21 protein-coding genes are annotated in these 17,591 nt (G+C 62.7%); 9 read left to right on the forward strand and 12 right to left on the reverse strand.

Translation table 11 applies throughout. From position 1 onward, the window contains the following. Positions 1-14: 14 nt before the first annotated feature. From rdgB to rph, 3 genes are read right to left on the reverse strand one after another with little or no spacing between them, the layout of a single operon-like run. Positions 15-659, reverse strand: coding sequence for an RdgB/HAM1 family non-canonical purine NTP pyrophosphatase (gene rdgB / locus AC1Z3V_RS19030; protein ID WP_483504116.1), 645 nt, complete (start codon positions 657-659; stop codon positions 15-17). A 17-nt stretch (positions 660-676) separates the two neighbouring features. Beyond that, positions 677-1,096 (reverse strand): VOC family protein, encoded by a 420-nt coding sequence (locus tag AC1Z3V_RS19035; RefSeq protein ID WP_429810979.1) that lies wholly within the window; start codon positions 1,094-1,096, stop codon positions 677-679. A 14-nt stretch (positions 1,097-1,110) separates the two neighbouring features. After that, positions 1,111-1,830, reverse strand: a complete 720-nt coding sequence (gene rph, locus AC1Z3V_RS19040; protein WP_113132032.1) for a ribonuclease PH — start codon at positions 1,828-1,830, stop codon at positions 1,111-1,113. Between the two features lie 160 nt (positions 1,831-1,990). Between rph and hrcA the strand changes: the two genes are divergently transcribed. Both hrcA and grpE read left to right on the forward strand, forming a co-directional pair. Then, a complete protein-coding gene (hrcA, locus tag AC1Z3V_RS19045; protein ID WP_483501079.1) occupies positions 1,991-3,070 on the forward strand; it encodes a heat-inducible transcriptional repressor HrcA in 1,080 nt (359 codons plus the stop codon). A gap of 163 nt (positions 3,071-3,233) precedes the next feature. Next, entirely contained in the window at positions 3,234-3,851 is a 618-nt protein-coding gene (grpE, locus tag AC1Z3V_RS19050) for a nucleotide exchange factor GrpE (RefSeq protein ID WP_483501081.1), read from the forward strand. 89 nt (positions 3,852-3,940) lie between these two features. On the opposite strand, the gene AC1Z3V_RS19055 is transcribed toward grpE, so the two are convergent. Together AC1Z3V_RS19055 and AC1Z3V_RS19060 are read right to left on the reverse strand one after the other, a co-directional pair. Continuing rightward, positions 3,941-5,176: a D-arabinono-1,4-lactone oxidase gene (locus AC1Z3V_RS19055; RefSeq protein WP_429810985.1), complete on the reverse strand. Its 1,236-nt coding sequence runs from the start codon at positions 5,174-5,176 to the stop codon at positions 3,941-3,943. 11 nt (positions 5,177-5,187) lie between these two features. Next, on the reverse strand, positions 5,188-5,955 hold the full coding sequence (locus AC1Z3V_RS19060; RefSeq protein WP_483501083.1) for an SDR family NAD(P)-dependent oxidoreductase: 768 nt from the start codon (positions 5,953-5,955) through the stop codon (positions 5,188-5,190). 152 nt (positions 5,956-6,107) lie between these two features. Here AC1Z3V_RS19060 and AC1Z3V_RS19065 point away from each other — a divergent pair, with 152 nt between their 5' ends. After that, a complete protein-coding gene (locus AC1Z3V_RS19065; protein WP_429810988.1) occupies positions 6,108-6,920 on the forward strand; it encodes a helix-turn-helix transcriptional regulator in 813 nt (270 codons plus the stop codon). A 43-nt stretch (positions 6,921-6,963) separates the two neighbouring features. Here the strand turns inward: AC1Z3V_RS19065 and ptsN are convergent, their stop codons facing one another. The 6 genes from ptsN to lptC form a co-directional block, all read right to left on the reverse strand. Further along, the gene (gene ptsN / locus AC1Z3V_RS19070) at positions 6,964-7,428 is read right to left on the reverse strand and encodes a PTS IIA-like nitrogen regulatory protein PtsN (protein ID WP_275022465.1); all 465 of its coding nucleotides are present in this window, start codon (positions 7,426-7,428) and stop codon (positions 6,964-6,966) included. A 172-nt stretch (positions 7,429-7,600) separates the two neighbouring features. Next, entirely contained in the window at positions 7,601-8,173 is a 573-nt protein-coding gene (hpf, locus tag AC1Z3V_RS19075; protein WP_429810990.1) for a ribosome hibernation-promoting factor, HPF/YfiA family, read from the reverse strand. Positions 8,174-8,398: 225 nt separating this feature from the next. Beyond that, positions 8,399-9,937 (reverse strand): RNA polymerase factor sigma-54, encoded by a 1,539-nt coding sequence (rpoN, locus tag AC1Z3V_RS19080; RefSeq protein WP_483501086.1) that lies wholly within the window; start codon positions 9,935-9,937, stop codon positions 8,399-8,401. A 144-nt stretch (positions 9,938-10,081) separates the two neighbouring features. Continuing rightward, positions 10,082-10,900 carry an LPS export ABC transporter ATP-binding protein gene (gene lptB, locus AC1Z3V_RS19085; RefSeq protein WP_113536639.1) on the reverse strand — a complete coding sequence of 273 codons (819 nt, stop codon included), beginning with the start codon at positions 10,898-10,900 and terminating at the stop codon, positions 10,082-10,084. A 12-nt stretch (positions 10,901-10,912) separates the two neighbouring features. After that, on the reverse strand, positions 10,913-11,473 hold the full coding sequence (locus tag AC1Z3V_RS19090; protein WP_429810994.1) for an LptA/OstA family protein: 561 nt from the start codon (positions 11,471-11,473) through the stop codon (positions 10,913-10,915). A gap of 15 nt (positions 11,474-11,488) precedes the next feature. After that, positions 11,489-12,157, reverse strand: coding sequence for an LPS export ABC transporter periplasmic protein LptC (lptC, locus tag AC1Z3V_RS19095; RefSeq protein WP_483504117.1), 669 nt, complete (start codon positions 12,155-12,157; stop codon positions 11,489-11,491). 263 nt (positions 12,158-12,420) lie between these two features. Between lptC and sppA the strand changes: the two genes are divergently transcribed. From sppA to AC1Z3V_RS19110, 3 genes are all read left to right on the forward strand, one after another. Next, positions 12,421-13,380: a signal peptide peptidase SppA gene (sppA, locus tag AC1Z3V_RS19100; RefSeq protein ID WP_483501088.1), complete on the forward strand. Its 960-nt coding sequence runs from the start codon at positions 12,421-12,423 to the stop codon at positions 13,378-13,380. Positions 13,381-13,509: 129 nt separating this feature from the next. Then, a complete protein-coding gene (locus AC1Z3V_RS19105) occupies positions 13,510-13,812 on the forward strand; it encodes an integration host factor subunit beta (protein ID WP_025425688.1) in 303 nt (100 codons plus the stop codon). Positions 13,813-13,909: 97 nt separating this feature from the next. Next, on the forward strand, positions 13,910-14,254 hold the full coding sequence (locus tag AC1Z3V_RS19110; protein ID WP_483501091.1) for a DUF1049 domain-containing protein: 345 nt from the start codon (positions 13,910-13,912) through the stop codon (positions 14,252-14,254). A gap of 34 nt (positions 14,255-14,288) precedes the next feature. Here AC1Z3V_RS19110 and AC1Z3V_RS19115 read toward each other — a convergent pair whose 3' ends face one another. After that, a complete protein-coding gene (locus AC1Z3V_RS19115) occupies positions 14,289-14,750 on the reverse strand; it encodes an SRPBCC family protein (protein WP_483501092.1) in 462 nt (153 codons plus the stop codon). 307 nt (positions 14,751-15,057) lie between these two features. On the opposite strand from AC1Z3V_RS19115, the gene AC1Z3V_RS19120 reads away from it, so the two are divergent. From AC1Z3V_RS19120 to lspA, 3 genes are read left to right on the forward strand one after another with little or no spacing between them, the layout of a single operon-like run. After that, positions 15,058-16,212 (forward strand): class I SAM-dependent methyltransferase, encoded by a 1,155-nt coding sequence (locus AC1Z3V_RS19120; RefSeq protein WP_483501094.1) that lies wholly within the window; start codon positions 15,058-15,060, stop codon positions 16,210-16,212. Next, entirely contained in the window at positions 16,209-17,069 is an 861-nt protein-coding gene (locus AC1Z3V_RS19125; RefSeq protein ID WP_483501095.1) for a TrmH family RNA methyltransferase, read from the forward strand. Before AC1Z3V_RS19120 ends, AC1Z3V_RS19125 begins: the two co-directional genes overlap by 4 nt. Continuing rightward, positions 17,066-17,557 (forward strand): signal peptidase II, encoded by a 492-nt coding sequence (gene lspA / locus AC1Z3V_RS19130; protein WP_483501097.1) that lies wholly within the window; start codon positions 17,066-17,068, stop codon positions 17,555-17,557. Before AC1Z3V_RS19125 ends, lspA begins: the two co-directional genes overlap by 4 nt. Positions 17,558-17,591: the final 34 nt, after the last annotated feature.

Consider the following 17,591-nt stretch of genomic DNA (forward strand, 5'->3'; position numbering starts at 1 on the left):
TCATCCCGCTCCAATCAGGCTCCGAGGCAGGTCTCGGCAAAAATCTTGAAGGCGCGGGCGCGGTGCGACAGGGCCTCCGCGTCGCCCGGTTTCCAGCCGTGCTTCTCGTCGGCGCTCATCTCGCCGAAGGTGGTTTTGTAACCTTTCGGCTGGAACACCGGATCGTAGCCAAAACCCTGGCTGCCGCGCGGCGGCCAGACGACGTGGCCTTCGACCTCGCCGCGGAAGAGCTCCACATGGCCATCCGGCCAGGCAAGGCAGAGCACCGAGACGAAGCGGGCGGTGCGCTCGGCCGGCGTGATGGCGCCTTTTTCCTGCAGCGCCTTTTCGACCTTCTCCATCGCCATCGCGAAATCGCGGCTTCCGTCCTCGCGCTCCGCCCAGTTGGCAGTATAGACGCCGGGTGCGCCGCCGAGTGCGTCGATCGCAAGACCGGAATCGTCCGAAAGCGCCGGCAGGCCGGAAGCCTTGGCCGAGGCGAGCGCCTTGATCGTCGCGTTCTCCTCGAAGGTGGTGCCGGTTTCGTCGGGCTCGATGAAGTTGAGGTCCGCAGCCGATTTCGCCTCGAAGCCGAGCGGGCCGATCAGGTCGCGGATTTCGCGGATCTTGCCGGCATTGTGGCTGGCGACGATCAGCGTCTTGTTGTCCAGTTTGCGCATGGTGTCCCGTTTCGTGTTCATTCGATGGACCACAGGCCCGGTTCCGCACATTCGAGGCTGTTGCCGGCCGGATCGCGGAAATAGAAGGACCGCGCCCCGTTCGGCCAGCGAAGATCGCTTTCGATGGCGACGCCGGATGCTTCGAGTTTGGCCCTCCAGGCGTCGAGTGCCTCTGCGGCCACGCGAAAGCACATGTGACCCCGGCCGGTCGTGCCGTGCGGCGGCACCGGCAGCGCGGCGTCCGGCGCCGGCGGTTTCACCGTCTCGGCCGGATTGAAGATCAGCAGCACGCCCTGGCCACAGCGGAAGAAGACATGGCGGTTCCCCGCCCGGGTGATCCTTGTCAGGCCGAGCACGCCGCCGTAGAAGGCCTCGGCGGCATCGAGATCGGCCGCATAGAGCGCAGTCTCGAGTATGCCTTCCAGTGCCGGGGCCATCTCTTCTCCTGCGGTCAGCCTGCGATCGCCTGCTTCTGCAGCGCGACCAGTTCGGCGATGCCCGACTTCGCGAGACCCATCAGGCTCGCGAATTCTTCTTCGCTGAAGGGTTTGCCTTCGGCCGTGCCCTGGATCTCGACGATGCCGCCGGAACCGGTCATGACGAAGTTGGCATCGGTCTCGGCGGCGGAATCCTCGAGATAGTCGAGGTCGATCACCGACTGGTTGGCGAAGATGCCGCAGGAGATGGCGGCGACATGGTCCTTCAAGACCTTCTCGACCTTGACCATGTTGCGCGCTTCCATCCACTTCAGGCAGTCGTACAACGCCACCCAGGCGCCGGTGATCGAGGCCGTGCGCGTGCCGCCATCCGCCTGGATGACGTCGCAGTCGATCGAGATCTGGCGTTCGCCGAGCGCCGGCAGGTCGACAACGGCGCGCAGCGACCGGCCGATCAGGCGCTGGATTTCCTGGGTGCGGCCGCTCTGCTTGCCGTTTGCCGCCTCGCGCTTCATGCGCTCGCCGGTGGCGCGCGGCAGCATGCCGTATTCCGCGGTAACCCAACCCTTGCCGCCGTTGCGCAGCCAGGCCGGAACCTTCTCTTCAAGGCTGGCCGTGCAGAGCACGTGCGTGTCACCGAACCGCACCAGACAGGAGCCTTCTGCGTGCTTGGAGAAATTGCGCTCGAAGGAAACCTTGCGCATTTGGTCGGTTTTTCTGCCGGATGGCCGCATCGTCAACTCCTATCGTATCTGGTGAGCCTTCTAGAGCATGGCAGAGCTAAAGGGAACCGGTGGATGGCCGGGGGTGGGGCCGTTTTTTCCCTTTTGCCATCGGGCGGCGGGATCACTATATTCCGGGCACGGCAGGATGTGCCTGCAAGTGTGGAGTGATATGGTACTGCGCAATCCCGGAGCAAAGGAAATCGCCGCCGCGCTGGACGAGCGCTCGGGTGAGATTTTCCGCCGCATCGTGGAAACCTATCTGACGAGCGGCGAGCCGCTCGGCTCGCGCAATCTGTCGCGGCTTCTGCCGATGTCGCTCTCTCCCGCTTCCGTTCGTAACGTGATGAGCGATCTCGAAGACCTCGGTCTCATCTATTCGCCGCATGTCAGCGCCGGTCGCCTGCCGACCCAGACGGGTCTGAGGTTCTTCGTCGACGCCTTCATGCAGGTCGGCAATCTCTCGGCGGAGGATCGGGCTTCGATCGATCGCCATGTCCGTCGTGATGACCACCTGCAGCCGGTGGAATCCCTGCTAGCGGAGGCGAGCCAGATGCTTTCGGGCATGTCGCGCGGGGCGGGCCTCGTCATCACCGCCAAGGCCGATCCCATCCTGAAGCATGTCGAATTCATTCGCCTGGCGCCAACCAAGGCGCTTGCGGTTCTCGTTGGCGAGCATGACCAGGTGGAAAACCGCATCATCGAACTGCCGGCCGGGGTCACCAGCTCGCAGCTCACCGAAGCGGCAAACTTCCTCAACGCCCACCTTGCCGGCCAGACGATCGCCGAGGTGCGCACGCAGCTCGAAAAGGTGAAGCAGACGGTGCGCGGCGAACTCGACGCACTGTCGCAGGACCTCGTCGAGCGCGGTCTTGCCATCTGGTCGGGCAGCGAAGGTGACGAGAAACCGGCGCGGCTGATCGTGCGCGGGCGGGCCAACCTGCTGGAAGGGTTGGAGGGAGCCGAGGATATCGATCGGCTTCGCATGCTCTTCGACGACCTTGAAAAGAAGGACAGCCTGATCGAGCTGCTCGATCTTGCCGAGAGCGGCCCGGGTGTCCGTATCTTCATCGGCTCGGAAAACAAGCTCTTTTCGCTCTCCGGTTCGTCGCTGATCGTCGCGCCCTATCGCGATGGCGAGGACCGCATCGTCGGCGCGGTCGGCGTCATCGGCCCGACGCGGCTCAACTATTCCCGCATCGTGCCGATGGTCGACTATACCGCGCAGCTTATGTCGCGGCTCTCCCGCTGAAGGCGCGCTTTTGGTCGCGCGCGTGATTGAACCCTTGATTTTTCGCCCCCAAACCTCGATATCGGCTTCAAATCCAGTCACAGGGCATTTTTGCTGAAACGCAGGCTCGCGCTTGCGGCGTGGAAATGCGAAGGACGATAGAGACGACACTGCGGAGAACGTCATGACCGACGATACGAACAAGCACGGACCCGAGGCCACCGACGAGGTACGCGATGCCGCGCCGGACGCTGCCGAAGCTGCTGAAGCCGCGCCGGTTGCCGAGCCCGACCCGTTGGAGCTCGCCAAGGCGGAAAATGCCGAGTTGCGCGACAAATACCTTCGGCTTGCCGCCGAGATGGACAACCTGCGCCGCCGTACCGAACGCGACGTCAAGGATGCGAAGTCCTATTCCGTCGCCGGTTTTGCCCGCGATATGCTCGCGGTTTCGGACAATCTGCGCCGGGCGCTCGATGCCATTCCGGCAGAGGCCAAGGAAGCAGGCGAGGCTGGCCTCACCGCTCTGATCGAGGGCGTGGAAATGACCGAGCGCTCGATGCTTGCGGCGCTCGAACGCCACGGCGTCAAGAAGCTGGAGCCGGAAGGCCAGAAGTTCGACCCGAACTTCCACCAGGCAATGTTCGAGATCCCCAATGCGGATGTGCCGAACAACACGGTGCTGCAGGTCGTTCAGGCCGGCTACACCATCGGTGACCGTGTGCTGCGTCCGGCCATGGTCGGCGTTTCCAAGGGCGGCCCGAAGGTCGTGGCTGCCGAGAACGGCGACGCTCCGGCGGTCTGATCCAGCCCGTCAGAATTCGAAAACGCCGCGCGAGTTTCGCGCGGCGTTTTCGTTTGGAGGACAGGACAGCGGCGGCGCCCGCGCGATCGCTATCCGAAGAGCTGGCGCAGGTGGTCGTTGAGGAAGCGGCCTTCCGGGTCGACCTTGGCCCTCAACGCCCGGAAATCGCCGGCGCGGGGATAGAGCGCCGTGACGTCTTCCGCGCCGAGGAAGTGAAGTTTGCCCCAGTGCGGCCGGGAGCCGTATTGACGCAGGATCGTATCGACGTCCTTCAGGTATTCCCAATAGTCGGTGCCGGGCTCGCCGGAAACCGAAAGCGTGATCGAATCCTGCTCGTAGAAGGGGCTGATCCAGCCGGTATCGCCGGCGGTGAAGCGGTACTCGATCGGGTAGATGCAGGTCGGGTGCTTTTCCAGCATCAGCTTGCGCACCGCCTTCACCGCCTCCTTGCCGTGGGCGACGGGCACCGCGTATTCGAGCTCGTGGAAATTCGGGACGTACTCGATCGGGTAGATCTCCGAGGAATAGGCGATCTTCTCGAAGCGGCGCTCCGTCGGTGCTTCCTCGGTGATGTCGATCACCTTCATCTCGCAGACGTCGGATGTTCTGTCCGTCGTCGAGACCGACGCCGTGTCAGGCAGGCAATAGCAATGCCGGCTCTCCGGTACCGGACACCAGAAAAAGCCAAAATGGCGGTGCTTGGCCGCCAGTTCGTCGTGCTGTTCGATCATCTCGTCGAAGGTGCAGCGCCAGAGTTTTTCATGCAGGTTGTAGCTATCCATCGCCTGCAGCGTGATCTCGGAGATCACGCCGAGCATGCCGACCGACACCCGCGCCGCTTCGAGCAGGTCCGGTGTGGTCTCGTCGACGACGAGAATGCTGCCATCCGGTTGCACCAGGCGCATGCCGACGATTTGCGAAGCCATGTTGCCGAGCCTCGCGCCGGTCCCGTGCGTGCCGGTCGTCAGCGCGCCGGCCAGCGCCTGGCTGTCGATGTCCCCCTGATTGATCAGCGACAGGCCGCTGGATTTCAGCACCTTGCCGAGCTGATTGATCGTGGTGCCCGCCTTCACCGCCACCCGCTTGCGCGCGTAGTCGATGCCGACGACGCCCTGCATGCTGGAGAGCGTCAGCAGCAGCCCGCTGGTGAGCGCCACCGGCGTGAAGGAATGGCCGGAGCCGGCGCAGCGCACGTTCAGCCCTTGCGCGGTCGCCTCGCGCACCATTTCTGCCAGTGCCGCCTCGCTCTCCGGCGCGCCGCGATGGCGCACGATGCATGATTGGTTTCCGACCCAGTTGCGCCAGTGGCCACCTGCCTGAAGCATTTTCCCCTCCCTCAAACCGCGGTGAAGCAATTGTCGACGAACAGATGCGTGCCGTTGATGAAGCTCGCCTCGTCGCTCGCCAGGAACAGCGCCGCGTTTGCCACCTCTTTCGGGTCGCACATGCGGCCCTGCTGCGCGGCGATGGCGGCCTCGGAAACGTCGACCCCGTATTTGCTGAGGCCGACCAACTCGCGCTTGCCATGATCGGTGGCGATGAAGCCCGGGCAGACGGCGTTGCAGCGGATGCCGCGGTCACGGAACTCGACGGCGATGGCGCGGGCGAACATGTGGCAGGCGCCCTTGGTCGTGTCGTAGAGCACCTCCATCGGCGTTGCCGCCACGGCCGAGATCGACGAGGTGCAGACGATGCTGCCGCCGCCGGCGGAAAGCATGCCGGGTAGAACCGCCTTGGTCATCAGGAACATGCTGCGCACGTTGACCGCCATCAGACGGTCCCATTCGTCCTCCTCGACCTCGAGGAAGGGGCCGACGGCAAGGATGCCGGCGTGGTTGAAGAGCACGGTGATGGCGCCGAACGCCGCCTCGACCGCCTTGACGGCCGATGTCACCTCCGCGGATACCGAGACATCGGCGGGCGCGAAGATCGCCTCGCCGCCCTTGGCGCGGATCGACGCCGCGACCTCTTCGCCCTTGCTGCGCGGCAGGTCGACGATGCCGACCTTGGCGCCTTCGCGCGCGAAAAGCTCCGATGCCGCCAGGCCGCAACCGCCCGCGCCGCCGCTGATCAGTGCCACCTTGCCTGAAAGCCTGCCTGCCATTGCGCCCTCCTCATCGGCGTCGCTCGCGGCAATCGCCAATGGCGACCCGTTCTACGACGACCTGTTGCTCTCTCCTGACGGGAATTATTGTTGACGAAGCAGGACCTGTCGATATCCCATGCGGGATACGAGGATTGGGGGATGAAACCGGAATGCTGGCAAGGGAGTCCGCCGATATATCGGCGATGATCGGTCTGATCGGCACGCAGGATTTCGGCCAGGCGCTCGACCGGATGCTGCGATCGGTCGCCAGCTTCGATCTCTCCGTCGCCTTTGCCTATCCCTATGATGCAAGGCCGATCGTGTTGCACGACGGCTATACGGCGAAAGTATCGGCGAGCGCGCTTTCCGCCTATCTCGGTGGCGCCTATCTGCTCGATCCCTTCTACGTCGCCTGTTGCGCCGGCCAGCCGGCCGGCCTCTGGCGGATGCGCGAGCTGGCGCCGGACCGGTTCTTCCAGTCCGATTTTTCGTCGTCCGCCGAGGTGCATCCCTGCGTGTCGATGGAATCGGGTGTTCTGGTGGAGGAAGTCGGCTTCGTCATTCCGCTCGACGGTGGCCTGCAGGCGACCTATTCGCTGATGCGCGGCCGCGGCGGCGAGCCTTTCAGCGAGGCCGAACTCGAGCGTCTGCGGGTCTATGAGCCGATCGTGCGCGAGGCGGTTCGTTCGAACTGGCGCCAGCAGGGCCAAGCCTTTGCGCCGCCGCCATCAGAGGAAGGCGACGACGCGATGGAAGCTGCATTCGAGAGCCTTTGTTCAGACCGGCTGACGAAGCAGCAGCGCAACATCGTGCGCCTCATCCTCAGGGGACACAGCAACCTTTCGATCGGCAAGGTCATGAACATTGCCGAGGGAACGGTCCGGATCCATCGCAAGAACATCTATCGCCGGCTCGGAATCTCGAGCCAGGGCGCCTTGTTCCGGATTTTCATAGATCATTTGAACGGTCGTCAGCTGTACTGACGCGGGCACTGCGCGTCCGGCGGACGCGCGCCGTTTGCTGTCTTCAGGCGGCGTGCGAGGTCGCGTCGTCGTCGAGCAGCGTATAGATCGCGCTGGCGGAATCGCTCGAGCGGATCTTGGCGACCATGTCCTGATCGCGCAGGACGCGAGCGATGCGCGACAAGGCCTTGAGGTGATCGGCGCCGGCACCTTCCGGAGCGAGCAGCAGGAAGACGAGATCGACGGGCTGGTCGTCGAGCGCCTCGAAATCGACAGGTGTTTCCAGTCGCGCGAAGATGCCGATGATCGAGGGAAGATTGTTGAGCTTGCCGTGCGGGATGGCGATGCCGTTGCCGACGCCGGTGGAGCCTAGGCGCTCCCGCTGCAGGATCACGTCGAAGATTTCACGCTCGGGAAGTCCGGTGATCTTAGATGCTTTTGCCGCCAATTCCTGGAGGAGCTGCTTTTTCGAGTTGGCCCTCATGGCCGGGATGATCGCATTTTGATGCAGTAGACCTGCCAATGCCATTCTTTTGTCCTCGTTCGCCGGTTAGAGCCGGACAACATCATCACAAATGCGTCGCAATGGCTCTAACCATCTTTATCGTGGCGGGTTCCATGCACAGAAAAGTCACATTTTCCGGCCTGCCCGCTGATTATGGGAACGGGGAGCGCCAGCGTGCCGGCGCTCCCCTCTCCGCTCATACCTTGATATTGGCAGCGTCAATCCAGCCAATATTTCCATCGTTGCGTCTGTAGACGATATTCAGATCGTCCTTGCCGGGGCTACGGAACATCAGGACGGGTTCGTCCGTCATGTCGAGTGCCATCACGGCACTGGCGACGGACATCGTCCTCAGCTGTTTCGTGCTTTCGGCGACGATCGTCGGCGCATAATCCTCGGGGACTTCGTCGTCCTCGAAGGGCACCGAATCCATCACTGTGTAGGCTACCTCGGCAGCGTTCTGTCCGTTGCCGTTATGGTGGTCCTTCAGCTTCCGCTTGTAGCGACGCAGGCGCTTTTCGATGCGATCCGATGCGGCGTCAAAGGCAGCCTGGGGGTCGTTCGCCTGACCGTTCGCCTGCATAACCACGCCCGTATCGAGATGAAGCTTGCAGTCGGCGCTGAAGCGCGACCCGGATTTTTCCACAGTGACCTGGCTTGAATATCCTCCGTCGAAATATTTGGTAACGGCCTGCTCGATCTGCTCGCCGATGCGGGCACGGAACGAATCGCCGATTTCCATCTGTTTACCGGATACACGCACACTCATGGAGTTTCCTCTCTCGTTCGTGATTTGCGCAGCCAGTCTATTCCAAGCGGTCCCGTCATCCAAGCCTTTCAGACTTGCGGGCGCGCCTCTGTCGCAGCCACCGGTCGTACCGGTTCGCTTCCGGGGCGAGCATGTCCCCGGCAATTGCGGCGGGCTCATATCGCCTGTGTCGGGGAGAGTCAATTGGAGGTCGCAAAAAAGTTAATGCGGCTTAACTTCCGGTGCTCAGAAACCGGAGGCCTTGGCCAGCGCCCGCTTTTCCCGTCGCCGCTGCACGGAGGAGGGGATGCTCATCGCCTCCCGGTATTTGGCAACCGTGCGGCGGGCAATGTCGATGCCGGCCTTCTTGAGGCTATCGACGATATCGTCGTCGGAAAGCACGGCTTCAGCGCTCTCCTCCTGGATCATCGTGCGGATCCGGTGGCGCACGGATTCCGCCGAATGGCTGTCGCCGCCTTCGGCCGAGCCGATCGAGACGGTGAAGAAATACTTGAGCTCGAAAAGCCCCCGTGGCGTCAGCATGTATTTGTTGGAGGTCACCCGGCTGACGGTCGATTCATGCATCTTGATCGCATCGGCGACCGTCTTGAGGTTCAGCGGTCTCAAATGGCCGATGCCGTTGGCCAGGAACGCGTCCTGCTGGCGAACGATCTCGGTGGCAACCTTCATGATCGTCCGGGCACGCTGGTCGAGGCTGCGGGTCAGCCAGTTCGCGTTCTGCAGACACTCGTTGAGGAAGGCCTGGTCGGCGCTGTTCTTCTGTGTGCCGCGTGAGACCGCAGCGAAATAGTCCTGGTTGACCAGCACCCGCGGCAGGGCGTCCGGATTGAGCTCGACCATCCATGCGCCGTCTGGCGCGGCCCGCACGACGATGTCGGGCACGATCGCCTCGCTGACGCTGGTCTCGAAGCTGGTCCCGGGCTTCGGATCGAGCTTGCGGATTTCCGCCAGCATGTCGATCAGGTCCTCTTCATCGACGCCGCAGATCTTCTTGAGTGTTGCGAAATCGCGTCGCGCCAGCAGTTCGAGATTGGCGAGCAGTGCCGCCATCGCCGGATCGAGGCGGTCGCGGGCGCGCAACTGGATCGCAAGGCATTCGCCGAGCGAGCGCGCGAAGACACCGGGCGGATCGAACTGCTGTAGCGTCAGCAATACCCGCACGACATCCGCATGGGCGGCGCCCAGCCGTTCGGCGACCTCGTCAAGGTCCGCTTGAAGATAGCCGGCCTCGTCGAGCTGGTCGATGAGGTGCTGCGCGATCAGTCGATCCGAGGGGGCTGGCAGCGCGAAGGGCAATTGTTCGGTAAGCGTTTCGCGCAGGCTCTTGCGGCCGGCGACGAAGTCGTCGAGGTCGTAGTCTTCGCCCTCGCCGCCACCGGGCATCGACTTCCACTGGCCGAGCAGTTCGGGCGCGTCCGCGCGTTGGGGCGCCGTATCGTCCTGATAGACATTGGCGAAATCGGCGTCGAGTTGTTCGCCGAGCCGTTCGCCGTTCGGCGATGTCGCATTGTCGTAAAGGTCAGCCTGTGCGCCGAAATCGTCACCCGGAGCTTCGTCGCCTGCCGTGTTCTCGCCGCGCTCCGGCGTGATCGGCAGATCGTCATTTGCCTGAAATTCGAGCAGCGGGTTCTTTTCGACTTCCTGGGCGATGAATTGATTGAGCTCGAGATGCGTCATCTGCAGCAGCTGGATCGACTGCATGAGCTGTGGCGTCATCACCAGGGACTGGGACTGGCGCAGATGAAGGCTGGCGGACAGTGCCATGCTGACGCGAAACTCCCGAGAAATCTCCTGGGGCCGCAATGCTTCTCCGATAATCGGACGGGCCCTTATCAATTGGCCCAAAAATTGCTTATCGAGAAGGTTTGGTCAAGCGTGGTCGCGGGCGGAATTGCCCGCGAAGCGCCCTCAAAGGCTGAAATTGTCGCCGAGATAGAGCCGGCGCACGTCAGGATTGGTGACAATGTCGTTGGCGCGACCATGGGTCAGCACTTCGCCGGCATGGATGATGTAGGCGCGATCGATGAGGCCGAGCGTCTCGCGGACATTATGGTCGGTGATGAGCACACCGATGCCGCGCGAAGTGAGGTGACGGACGAGCGCCTGGATGTCGGCGACCGAAATCGGATCGACGCCGGCGAACGGTTCGTCCAGCAGCATGAAGGTCGGATCGGTCGCAAGCGCGCGGGCGATTTCGAGGCGCCGCCGCTCGCCGCCCGAGAGCGCGATCGCCGGGGACTTGCGTAGGTGGGTGATGTTGAACTCGCCCAGCAGATCGTTGAGCTTGCTCTCGCGCCGCTCCAGGTTCTTGTCATGGACCTCGAGCACGGCGCGGATGTTTTCCTCGACCGTCAGTCCGCGAAAGATCGACGCTTCCTGCGGCAGGTAGCCGACGCCAAGACGCGCGCGCCGGTACATCGGCATGGTCGTGACGTCGTTGCCGTTGATCTCGATCGAGCCTTCGTCGACCGGCACGAGGCCGGTGATCATGTAGAAGCAGGTGGTCTTGCCGGCGCCGTTCGGTCCAAGCAGGCCCACGGCCTCGCCGCGACGCACCACCAGTGAAACGCCGTTGACGACCCGGCGTTCGCGATAGGCCTTCGTCAGGCCGCGCGCGATCAGCGTGCCGTCGTAACGCGCCTTGTCGACCGCGTGTCCGGAAACGGCCGCGACTGTCGCCGACGGCTTGCGGACCCGTTTGCGCTTGTGAAGGAAGGGAAAGTGCACGAGCGGTCTACGTCACTTTTGCTTGCGGGACTTCGGGTCGAGCTGGATCTGCACGCGGCCGCCACAGGCTTCGAGTTGAGCCTCTCCGGTTTCCATCTGGACATTGAGCTGGCAGCCGACGAAGACGTTCTTGCCTTCCGACAGCACGACCTTGTCGCCCTTGAGCACGAAGATCTGCTTCGTCATGTCGAAGGAACCGGTGTCTGCCGTCGCCTGCTGCGTGCCCGAGCTCAGGAAGACCTTTTCGCTGACCTCGATGCGGTCGATGTCGGCGTCGCCGCTCGAAACCGAGCCGCCGCCGGACTTGTAGAAGACCACCATGTTGCCGGCCTGAAGCGTCGTCGTGCCCTGCACGACCTTGACGTTGCCGGTAAAGATAGCCTTGCTCTCCGGATCCTTGATCTCGAGCTTGTCGCTCTCGATCTGGATCGGCTTGTCGTTGGAGAGTTCAAGGCCCTTCATCTTGCTGGACGTGGCCTGCGCCGAAGCGCCGGAGGCAATGATCAAGGCGCCGACGCCGGCAATCGCCAGACTGGCGGAAATCCTGAAAAAAGAGGCAGTTGTGGCCGACATGGAGTGCACCGGATCCTAGTTCGCGTTCTTGCGGATGGCGGTGGGCTCAACGTTCACCCTCACCATGCCCTCAAATATTACAATACGTCCCTTATCCGTCATTCGCAGCGTCTGCGCAATGATCGAACCGCCCTTCATGCTGATCGCAACGGGCCGCTTCGTTTCCATTTCGCCGGCATTGATGTTCAGATAGGCCGACTGGAAGTCGGCGTTCATGCCATTATTGACGGAAATGGTGAACGGGGCGTTCATGTCGAGCGTATTGGCGCCACGGTCATAGATGCCGTTGGTGGCGTCCACCGTCGCGACCAACGAATCCTTCATCGGCATTTCCGCATGGATCGTCTGAAGGGTGATGATATCCGGGTTGGCGATATCCTGGAGCGCCCGTTGGGCCTTCATCGAATAGCTGATGCCCTGCTTGTTTCGGCCGGAGATGGCCGGATTCTGCATGACGATCTTTCCATCCTCGATGGTCGCCGTTTCGAGTTGCAGATCAACGGGAATGAAGGCCCTGACGAAGGAAACGGCGGCAAAGATCACTGCAATGATGCCGGCGGCCACGGGCAGGATGACCTTCAGCCGCCGAACGCGCACGGAGTGCCTCGCAGCGAGCGCATAGGCGTCGGCGGAGCTCTCGCCCGTATCGGCAAAAATGCCCGGGGCTGGCGCGTGGTTCAACATGAAAGGGCCTGTCGGTTCTACTGCTTTTTTATCGCTGACCCGCGAAGGGTCATATACATACACTGGTGTAAGTCGTCGCAAATATGGATATTTTTTGCTGCTGCACAATGGCGCTGCAAAAAAACTCGGGTGAAGCACGAAAACGCCAGCCGCGGCTTTCAACCGTGGCCAAGCGCGTTTATGGAATATGCCTCTGCGCGCGCAGATAGCACGTTCCCGCGGAAACTGACAGAAGCTGCGCCAACAATTCGGGAGAAACCCACATGGACGAACTCGCCATCGCCGATCGCCGCAGCCTGCGTCGGAAACTGAGCTTCTGGCGCTGGATGGTGGCAGGCCTGCTTCTCTTGGCGGCGCTCGCCATCTTCGTCTGGTCCGGCGCTGCGGAGGACGTCAGCCGCACCCGTGCGCACGTGGCGCGTGTCAGCATCAGCGGCCTGATCCAGGACGACCGGGAGCTCCTCGAGCGGCTCCAGAGGATTGCCGACAACGACAGCGTCAAGGCGCTGGTCGTGACCATTTCGTCCCCGGGCGGCACCACCTACGGCGGCGAGGTTCTTTATAAGGCGATCCGCAAGGTTGCCGCCAAGAAGCCCGTCGTTTCCGACGTCCGCACGCTGGCCGCTTCGGCGGGTTACATGATCGCGCTCGCGGGCGACACGATCATCGCCGGCGAAAGCTCGATCACCGGCTCCATCGGCGTCATCTTCCAGTATCCGCAGATCAAGGACCTGATGGACAAGCTCGGCGTATCGCTGGAATCGATCAAGTCGCGGCCGCTGAAGGCGGAGCCGTCACCCTTCCATCCGGCAAGCGACGAGGCCAAGTCGATGATCCAGGGAATGATCGACGACAGCTATGCCTGGTTCGTCGACCTGGTCGCCGAGCGCCGCAAGCTGCCGCGTCCCGAGGCGCTGCTGCTTGCTGACGGCCGCATTTTCACCGGGCGCCAGGCGCTGAAGGCGAAGCTCGTCGACACGCTCGGCGGCGAAGATGAAATCCGCGCCTTCCTCACAGAGAAAAAGGTATCGAAGGACCTGCCGATCGTCGATTGGGAAGCACCGCGCAAGACCCTGCCTTTTGGCCTCGGCGCGGTGGCTGCGAATTGGATCAAGATGTTGGGATATGACGCTTTTCCGGCAATGAGCGGGCTTGAAAAAATTGCGGGCGACAAGTTGTTTCTTGACGGTCTTGTTTCGGTTTGGCAGGTTGATGGCCAATGAGGAAGGCGACATATGCCCAGCCTGAGCCGTCAGGAGATGCTGACGTTTTCGTAAGCGTCGGCCATATCCTAGCGGCAATCACAATGCAGACCGAAAAAGCAAAACAAACAAGAATTTGAGGGGGCGACAGTGATCAAGTCAGAACTGGTGCAGATTGTTGCAGCTCGCAATCCGCATCTCTATCACCGCGACGTCGAAAACATCGTCAATGCGGTTCTCGATGAGATCACAGACGCGCTCGCGGCAGGCAATCGGGTGGAGCTGCGCGGGTTCGGTGCTTTCTCCGTCAAAAACCGTCCGTCGCGCTCCGGGCGCAATCCGCGCACCGGCGATTCCGTTTTCGTCGAGGAAAAGTGGGTGCCGTTCTTCAAGACCGGCAAGGAATTGCGCGAGCGCCTTAATCCCGGCATGAATGGCGACGACGAAGACTGATCGTCTTTCTCGGTCTCAGCGGTCCGGCGCAATTGACGCCCGTTGTCCCATGTGGCCACCGGAAACCTTGTGGCTGCCCGCAAGCTGGAGCGATTGAATGTTCAAGAAACTGATCAATATCGTTGTTCTCATTCCGGTTGGCGTGATCCTGATCGTTCTCAGTGTCGCCAACCGCCAGAGCGTGACGCTGGCGCTCAATCCTTTCCGCCCGGAAGACAGCGTGCTTTCGATCAGCGCGCCCTTCTTCGTCTTCCTTTTTCTCGCCGTCATCGTCGGCGTGATCCTCGGTGCGGCAGCGACCTGGTTCAGTCAGGGCAAGTATCGCCGCCGCGCGCGCACCGAGGCGAACGAGGCGCTGAAATGGCACCGCGAAGCTGAGAAGCATCGCAGCCAGGCCGAAAAGCTCGCCACCCAGGCAACTTTGGCCGCCCCTCAGAATTGAGCGTTGGTGTTGATACTGCGGAAGTGGCGAGCGTTCAGCTCGCCGCTTCTGCCTGCTCGCCGCTAACAGCCGCGCCGAAGTCGGTGAAGAACTGCTGCGCGAGCTTCTTTGCGGTCGAATCGATGAGGCGCGAGCCGAGCTGGGCGAGCTTGCCGCCGACCTCCGCCTTGACGTCGTAACGCAGCACCGTCTCCGCGCCATCCTCCGTCAAGGTGACATCGGCGCCGCCCTTGGCGAAACCGGCGATGCCGCCCTTTCCTTCGCCCGAGATCGTATAGCCTTCCGGCGGGTTGAGATTGGAGAGCACGACGTTGCCGGTGAACGAAGCCGAGACGGGGCCGATCTTGATCTTCACAACCGCCGCAAGTTCGGTCGGCGAAGTCATCTCCAGCGACTGACAGCCGGGGATGCACCGTTTCAGGATTTCCGGATCGTTGAGGCCGCGCCACACTGCGTCGCGCCCCGCAGAAATCCGCTCTTCGCCGGTCATGTCCATGCGCTTTCCTCCCGTTGCACGCCGCGCGTCGGCATCGACGCGCCAAAATCGCTGTAACACATTAGGCCTGCTGCCAGAATTTTGTCCCCAAGCCGGTTCCGGCCCAAGGATATTCGCGGCGGGTTCTTCCGCGCTGATCTTCGCAAAACGGAAACGGCTTTGCCAAGTGCATCAGCGATGCTATTTGCACGTTCAATGGATACCGTGGCTCGAGGCCGCGGCGACAAACCTCATGACGTCCGCCCGCTTGCGCTCGATGTTGCGGAGGGCAGGCGACACATGTTCTAACAAGCCCAGGGATTTCAACGTGAAGGAAAAGGACCGGCGGTCGAAGAATGCCTCCGTGACGACGGCCAAGGGCCGCGGCGCCGAGGCGCGTGGCGGTGGCCGTCATGACCAGAAGCGTCCGGTTCCGCCGAAGGGCGGTGGCTTCAAGGAACGGCCGCCGCGGCCAGCGACAGCGCAGGGCACGGAGACGCGCGACAAGCCTGTCAGGCAGGCTCCTGCGCAGGAAGCACCGGCGCGGGAGATCGCCCGGCGAACCGGCGAAAAGCCGGCCGAACGCGTGCCGCTCATCCTGGAGACAACAGGCGCTTCGGGTTACCATCTGATCGACAGCGGGGCCGGCGAGAAGCTCGAGCAATACGGCCCCTATCGCATCGTGCGCCCGGAGGCGCAGGCGCTATGGCCGCGAAGCCTGCCGGACGGCGTCTGGCAAAAGGCCGACGCGATCTTCACCGGCGACACCGATGAGGACGGCATGGGCCGCTGGCGCTTTCCCGGCGCCGTGCTCGGCGAAACCTGGCCGATGCAGCTTCTCGGAACCGATTTCCACGGCCGCTTTACCTCGTTCCGCCATGTCGGCGTCTTTCCGGAACAATTGGCGCACTGGAGCTGGGTCAAGGATCAGGTGGAAGCGGCGGGGCGGCCGCTCAAGGTTCTGAACCTCTTCGGCTACACCGGGGTCGCCTCGCTGATCGCCGCCAAGGCCGGCGCCGAGGTCACCCATGTCGACGCCTCGAAGAAGGCGATCGGCTGGGCGCGCGAGAACCAGCAACTGGCGCGCGCCGAAAAGCTGCCGATCCGCTGGATCTGCGACGACGCGATGAAGTTCATCCAGCGGGAAGAGCGCCGCGGCAGCCGCTATGACATCATCCTGACCGATCCGCCGAAGTTCGGCCGGGGTCCGAATGGCGAAGTCTGGCAACTCTTCGATCATCTGGCCGCGATGCTCGATATCTGCCGCGAGATCCTCTCGCCGGAAGCGCGCGGCCTGGTGCTGACCGCCTATTCGATCCGGGCGAGCTTCTACTCGATCCATGAACTGATGCGCGAGACGATGCGCGGCCGCGGCGGCCGGGTGGAATCGGGCGAGCTCATCATCCGCGAGGGCGGACTTGACGGCCGCGAGCCGGGCAGGGCGCTTTCGACCTCTCTCTTCAGCCGCTGGGTGCCGCAATGACGAACGACAGAAGCGAACACGGCGCCGGTCGTGTCGGTCAGGTGAAGGAGGTCACGAGCCTCACCAACCCGATCATCAAGGACATCCGCGCGCTGGCACAGAAGAAACACCGCGACGAGACGCGGTCTTTCATGGCCGAGGGCCTGAAGCTGGTGATCGACGCGCTCGATCTCGGCTGGAAGATCAAGACGCTGATCTATGCCAAGGCTGCCAAGGGCAAGCCGCATGTCGAACAGGTGGCGGCGAAGACCTTCGCCAAGGGCGGCCTGGTGCTCGAAGTCAGCGAGAAGGTGCTGTCGGCGATCACCCGGCGCGACAATCCGCAGATGGTCGTCGGCATCTTCGAGCAGCGCTACCAGTCGCTGAAGGATCTGAAGCCGCAGCTGGGCGAAACCTATGTGGCACTGGACCGGGTCCGCGACCCCGGCAACCTCGGCACCATCATCCGCACGGCCGATGCCGCCGGCGCCTCCGGCATCATTCTCGTCGGCGAGACCACCGATCCGTTTTCGCTCGAAACCGTACGCGCCACCATGGGCTCGGTCTTCGCGATGCCGGTGGCACGCGCGAGTGCCGAAGATTTCATCCGCTGGCAGAAATCCGCCGGTGCGAAGGTGGTTGCAACCCATCTTGCCGGCGCCGTCGACTACCGCACCATCGATTACAAGTCGAAGCCCGTGGTGATCCTGATGGGCAACGAGCAGGCGGGTCTGCCGGAAGAACTTGCCCGTGAGGCCGGTGCGCTCGCACGCATCCCGCAGGCCGGGCGCGCCGATTCGCTGAACCTGGCGATCGCCACCGGCATCATGCTGTTCGAGGCACGCCGTCATCTGCTCACATTGGAAGCCCGCGCATGAGCGAGAAGCAGGTGCTGTTTTCCCGGCCGCTGCCGATCGCGGTCTTCATCCTTCTCGCACTCATCACCGACCAGGTGATCAAGTATCTGGTCGAGCTCTACCTGCCCTTCAACCAGGCGGTCCATGTCGTGCCGATGCTGGCGCTCTACCGCACCTATAATTACGGCGTTGCCTTCTCGATGCTGTCGGGCATGGAGGGCTGGTTCATCGTCGGTATGCGGCTCACCGTCGTCGCCTTCGTGCTCTGGCTTTGGAAGCGCACGCCGAAGGACCGGTTCTTCGCGCATTTGGGCTATGCGCTGATCATCGCCGGTGCGCTCGGAAACCTCGTCGACCGCCTGATCTTCGGCTACGTGATCGACTACATCCTTTTCTATACGGAGACCTGGTCCTTCGCCGTCTTCAACCTCGCCGATACTTTCATCACCATCGGCGCAGGCGCGATCATCCTTGACGAGCTGTTGCACGCGAAAAAGGCCGATCGTTAAGATTTTATCGGTGCATTGAAGCCATTCGGAACGC

This window comes from Ensifer sp. 38_S197 (assembly GCF_056924495.1).

What these genes read in the sequence shown, in the direction of transcription:
- rdgB (WP_483504116.1), bottom strand. Translation starts at nt 659, where the DNA reads ATGCGCAAACTGGACAACAAGACGCTGATCGTCGCCAGCCACAATGCC.
- AC1Z3V_RS19035 (WP_429810979.1), bottom strand. Translation starts at nt 1,096, where the DNA reads ATGGCCCCGGCACTGGAAGGCATACTCGAGACTGCGCTCTATGCGGCC.
- rph (WP_113132032.1), bottom strand. Translation starts at nt 1,830, where the DNA reads ATGCGGCCATCCGGCAGAAAAACCGACCAAATGCGCAAGGTTTCCTTC.
- hrcA (WP_483501079.1), top strand. Translation starts at nt 1,991, where the DNA reads ATGGTACTGCGCAATCCCGGAGCAAAGGAAATCGCCGCCGCGCTGGAC.
- grpE (WP_483501081.1), top strand. Translation starts at nt 3,234, where the DNA reads ATGACCGACGATACGAACAAGCACGGACCCGAGGCCACCGACGAGGTA.
- AC1Z3V_RS19055 (WP_429810985.1), bottom strand. Translation starts at nt 5,176, where the DNA reads ATGCTTCAGGCAGGTGGCCACTGGCGCAACTGGGTCGGAAACCAATCA.
- AC1Z3V_RS19060 (WP_483501083.1), bottom strand. Translation starts at nt 5,955, where the DNA reads ATGGCAGGCAGGCTTTCAGGCAAGGTGGCACTGATCAGCGGCGGCGCG.
- AC1Z3V_RS19065 (WP_429810988.1), top strand. Translation starts at nt 6,108, where the DNA reads ATGCTGGCAAGGGAGTCCGCCGATATATCGGCGATGATCGGTCTGATC.
- ptsN (WP_275022465.1), bottom strand. Translation starts at nt 7,428, where the DNA reads ATGGCATTGGCAGGTCTACTGCATCAAAATGCGATCATCCCGGCCATG.
- hpf (WP_429810990.1), bottom strand. Translation starts at nt 8,173, where the DNA reads ATGAGTGTGCGTGTATCCGGTAAACAGATGGAAATCGGCGATTCGTTC.
- rpoN (WP_483501086.1), bottom strand. Translation starts at nt 9,937, where the DNA reads ATGGCACTGTCCGCCAGCCTTCATCTGCGCCAGTCCCAGTCCCTGGTG.
- AC1Z3V_RS19090 (WP_429810994.1), bottom strand. Translation starts at nt 11,473, where the DNA reads ATGTCGGCCACAACTGCCTCTTTTTTCAGGATTTCCGCCAGTCTGGCG.
- lptC (WP_483504117.1), bottom strand. Translation starts at nt 12,157, where the DNA reads ATGTTGAACCACGCGCCAGCCCCGGGCATTTTTGCCGATACGGGCGAG.
- sppA (WP_483501088.1), top strand. Translation starts at nt 12,421, where the DNA reads ATGGACGAACTCGCCATCGCCGATCGCCGCAGCCTGCGTCGGAAACTG.
- AC1Z3V_RS19110 (WP_483501091.1), top strand. Translation starts at nt 13,910, where the DNA reads ATGTTCAAGAAACTGATCAATATCGTTGTTCTCATTCCGGTTGGCGTG.
- AC1Z3V_RS19115 (WP_483501092.1), bottom strand. Translation starts at nt 14,750, where the DNA reads ATGGACATGACCGGCGAAGAGCGGATTTCTGCGGGGCGCGACGCAGTG.
- AC1Z3V_RS19125 (WP_483501095.1), top strand. Translation starts at nt 16,209, where the DNA reads ATGACGAACGACAGAAGCGAACACGGCGCCGGTCGTGTCGGTCAGGTG.
- lspA (WP_483501097.1), top strand. Translation starts at nt 17,066, where the DNA reads ATGAGCGAGAAGCAGGTGCTGTTTTCCCGGCCGCTGCCGATCGCGGTC.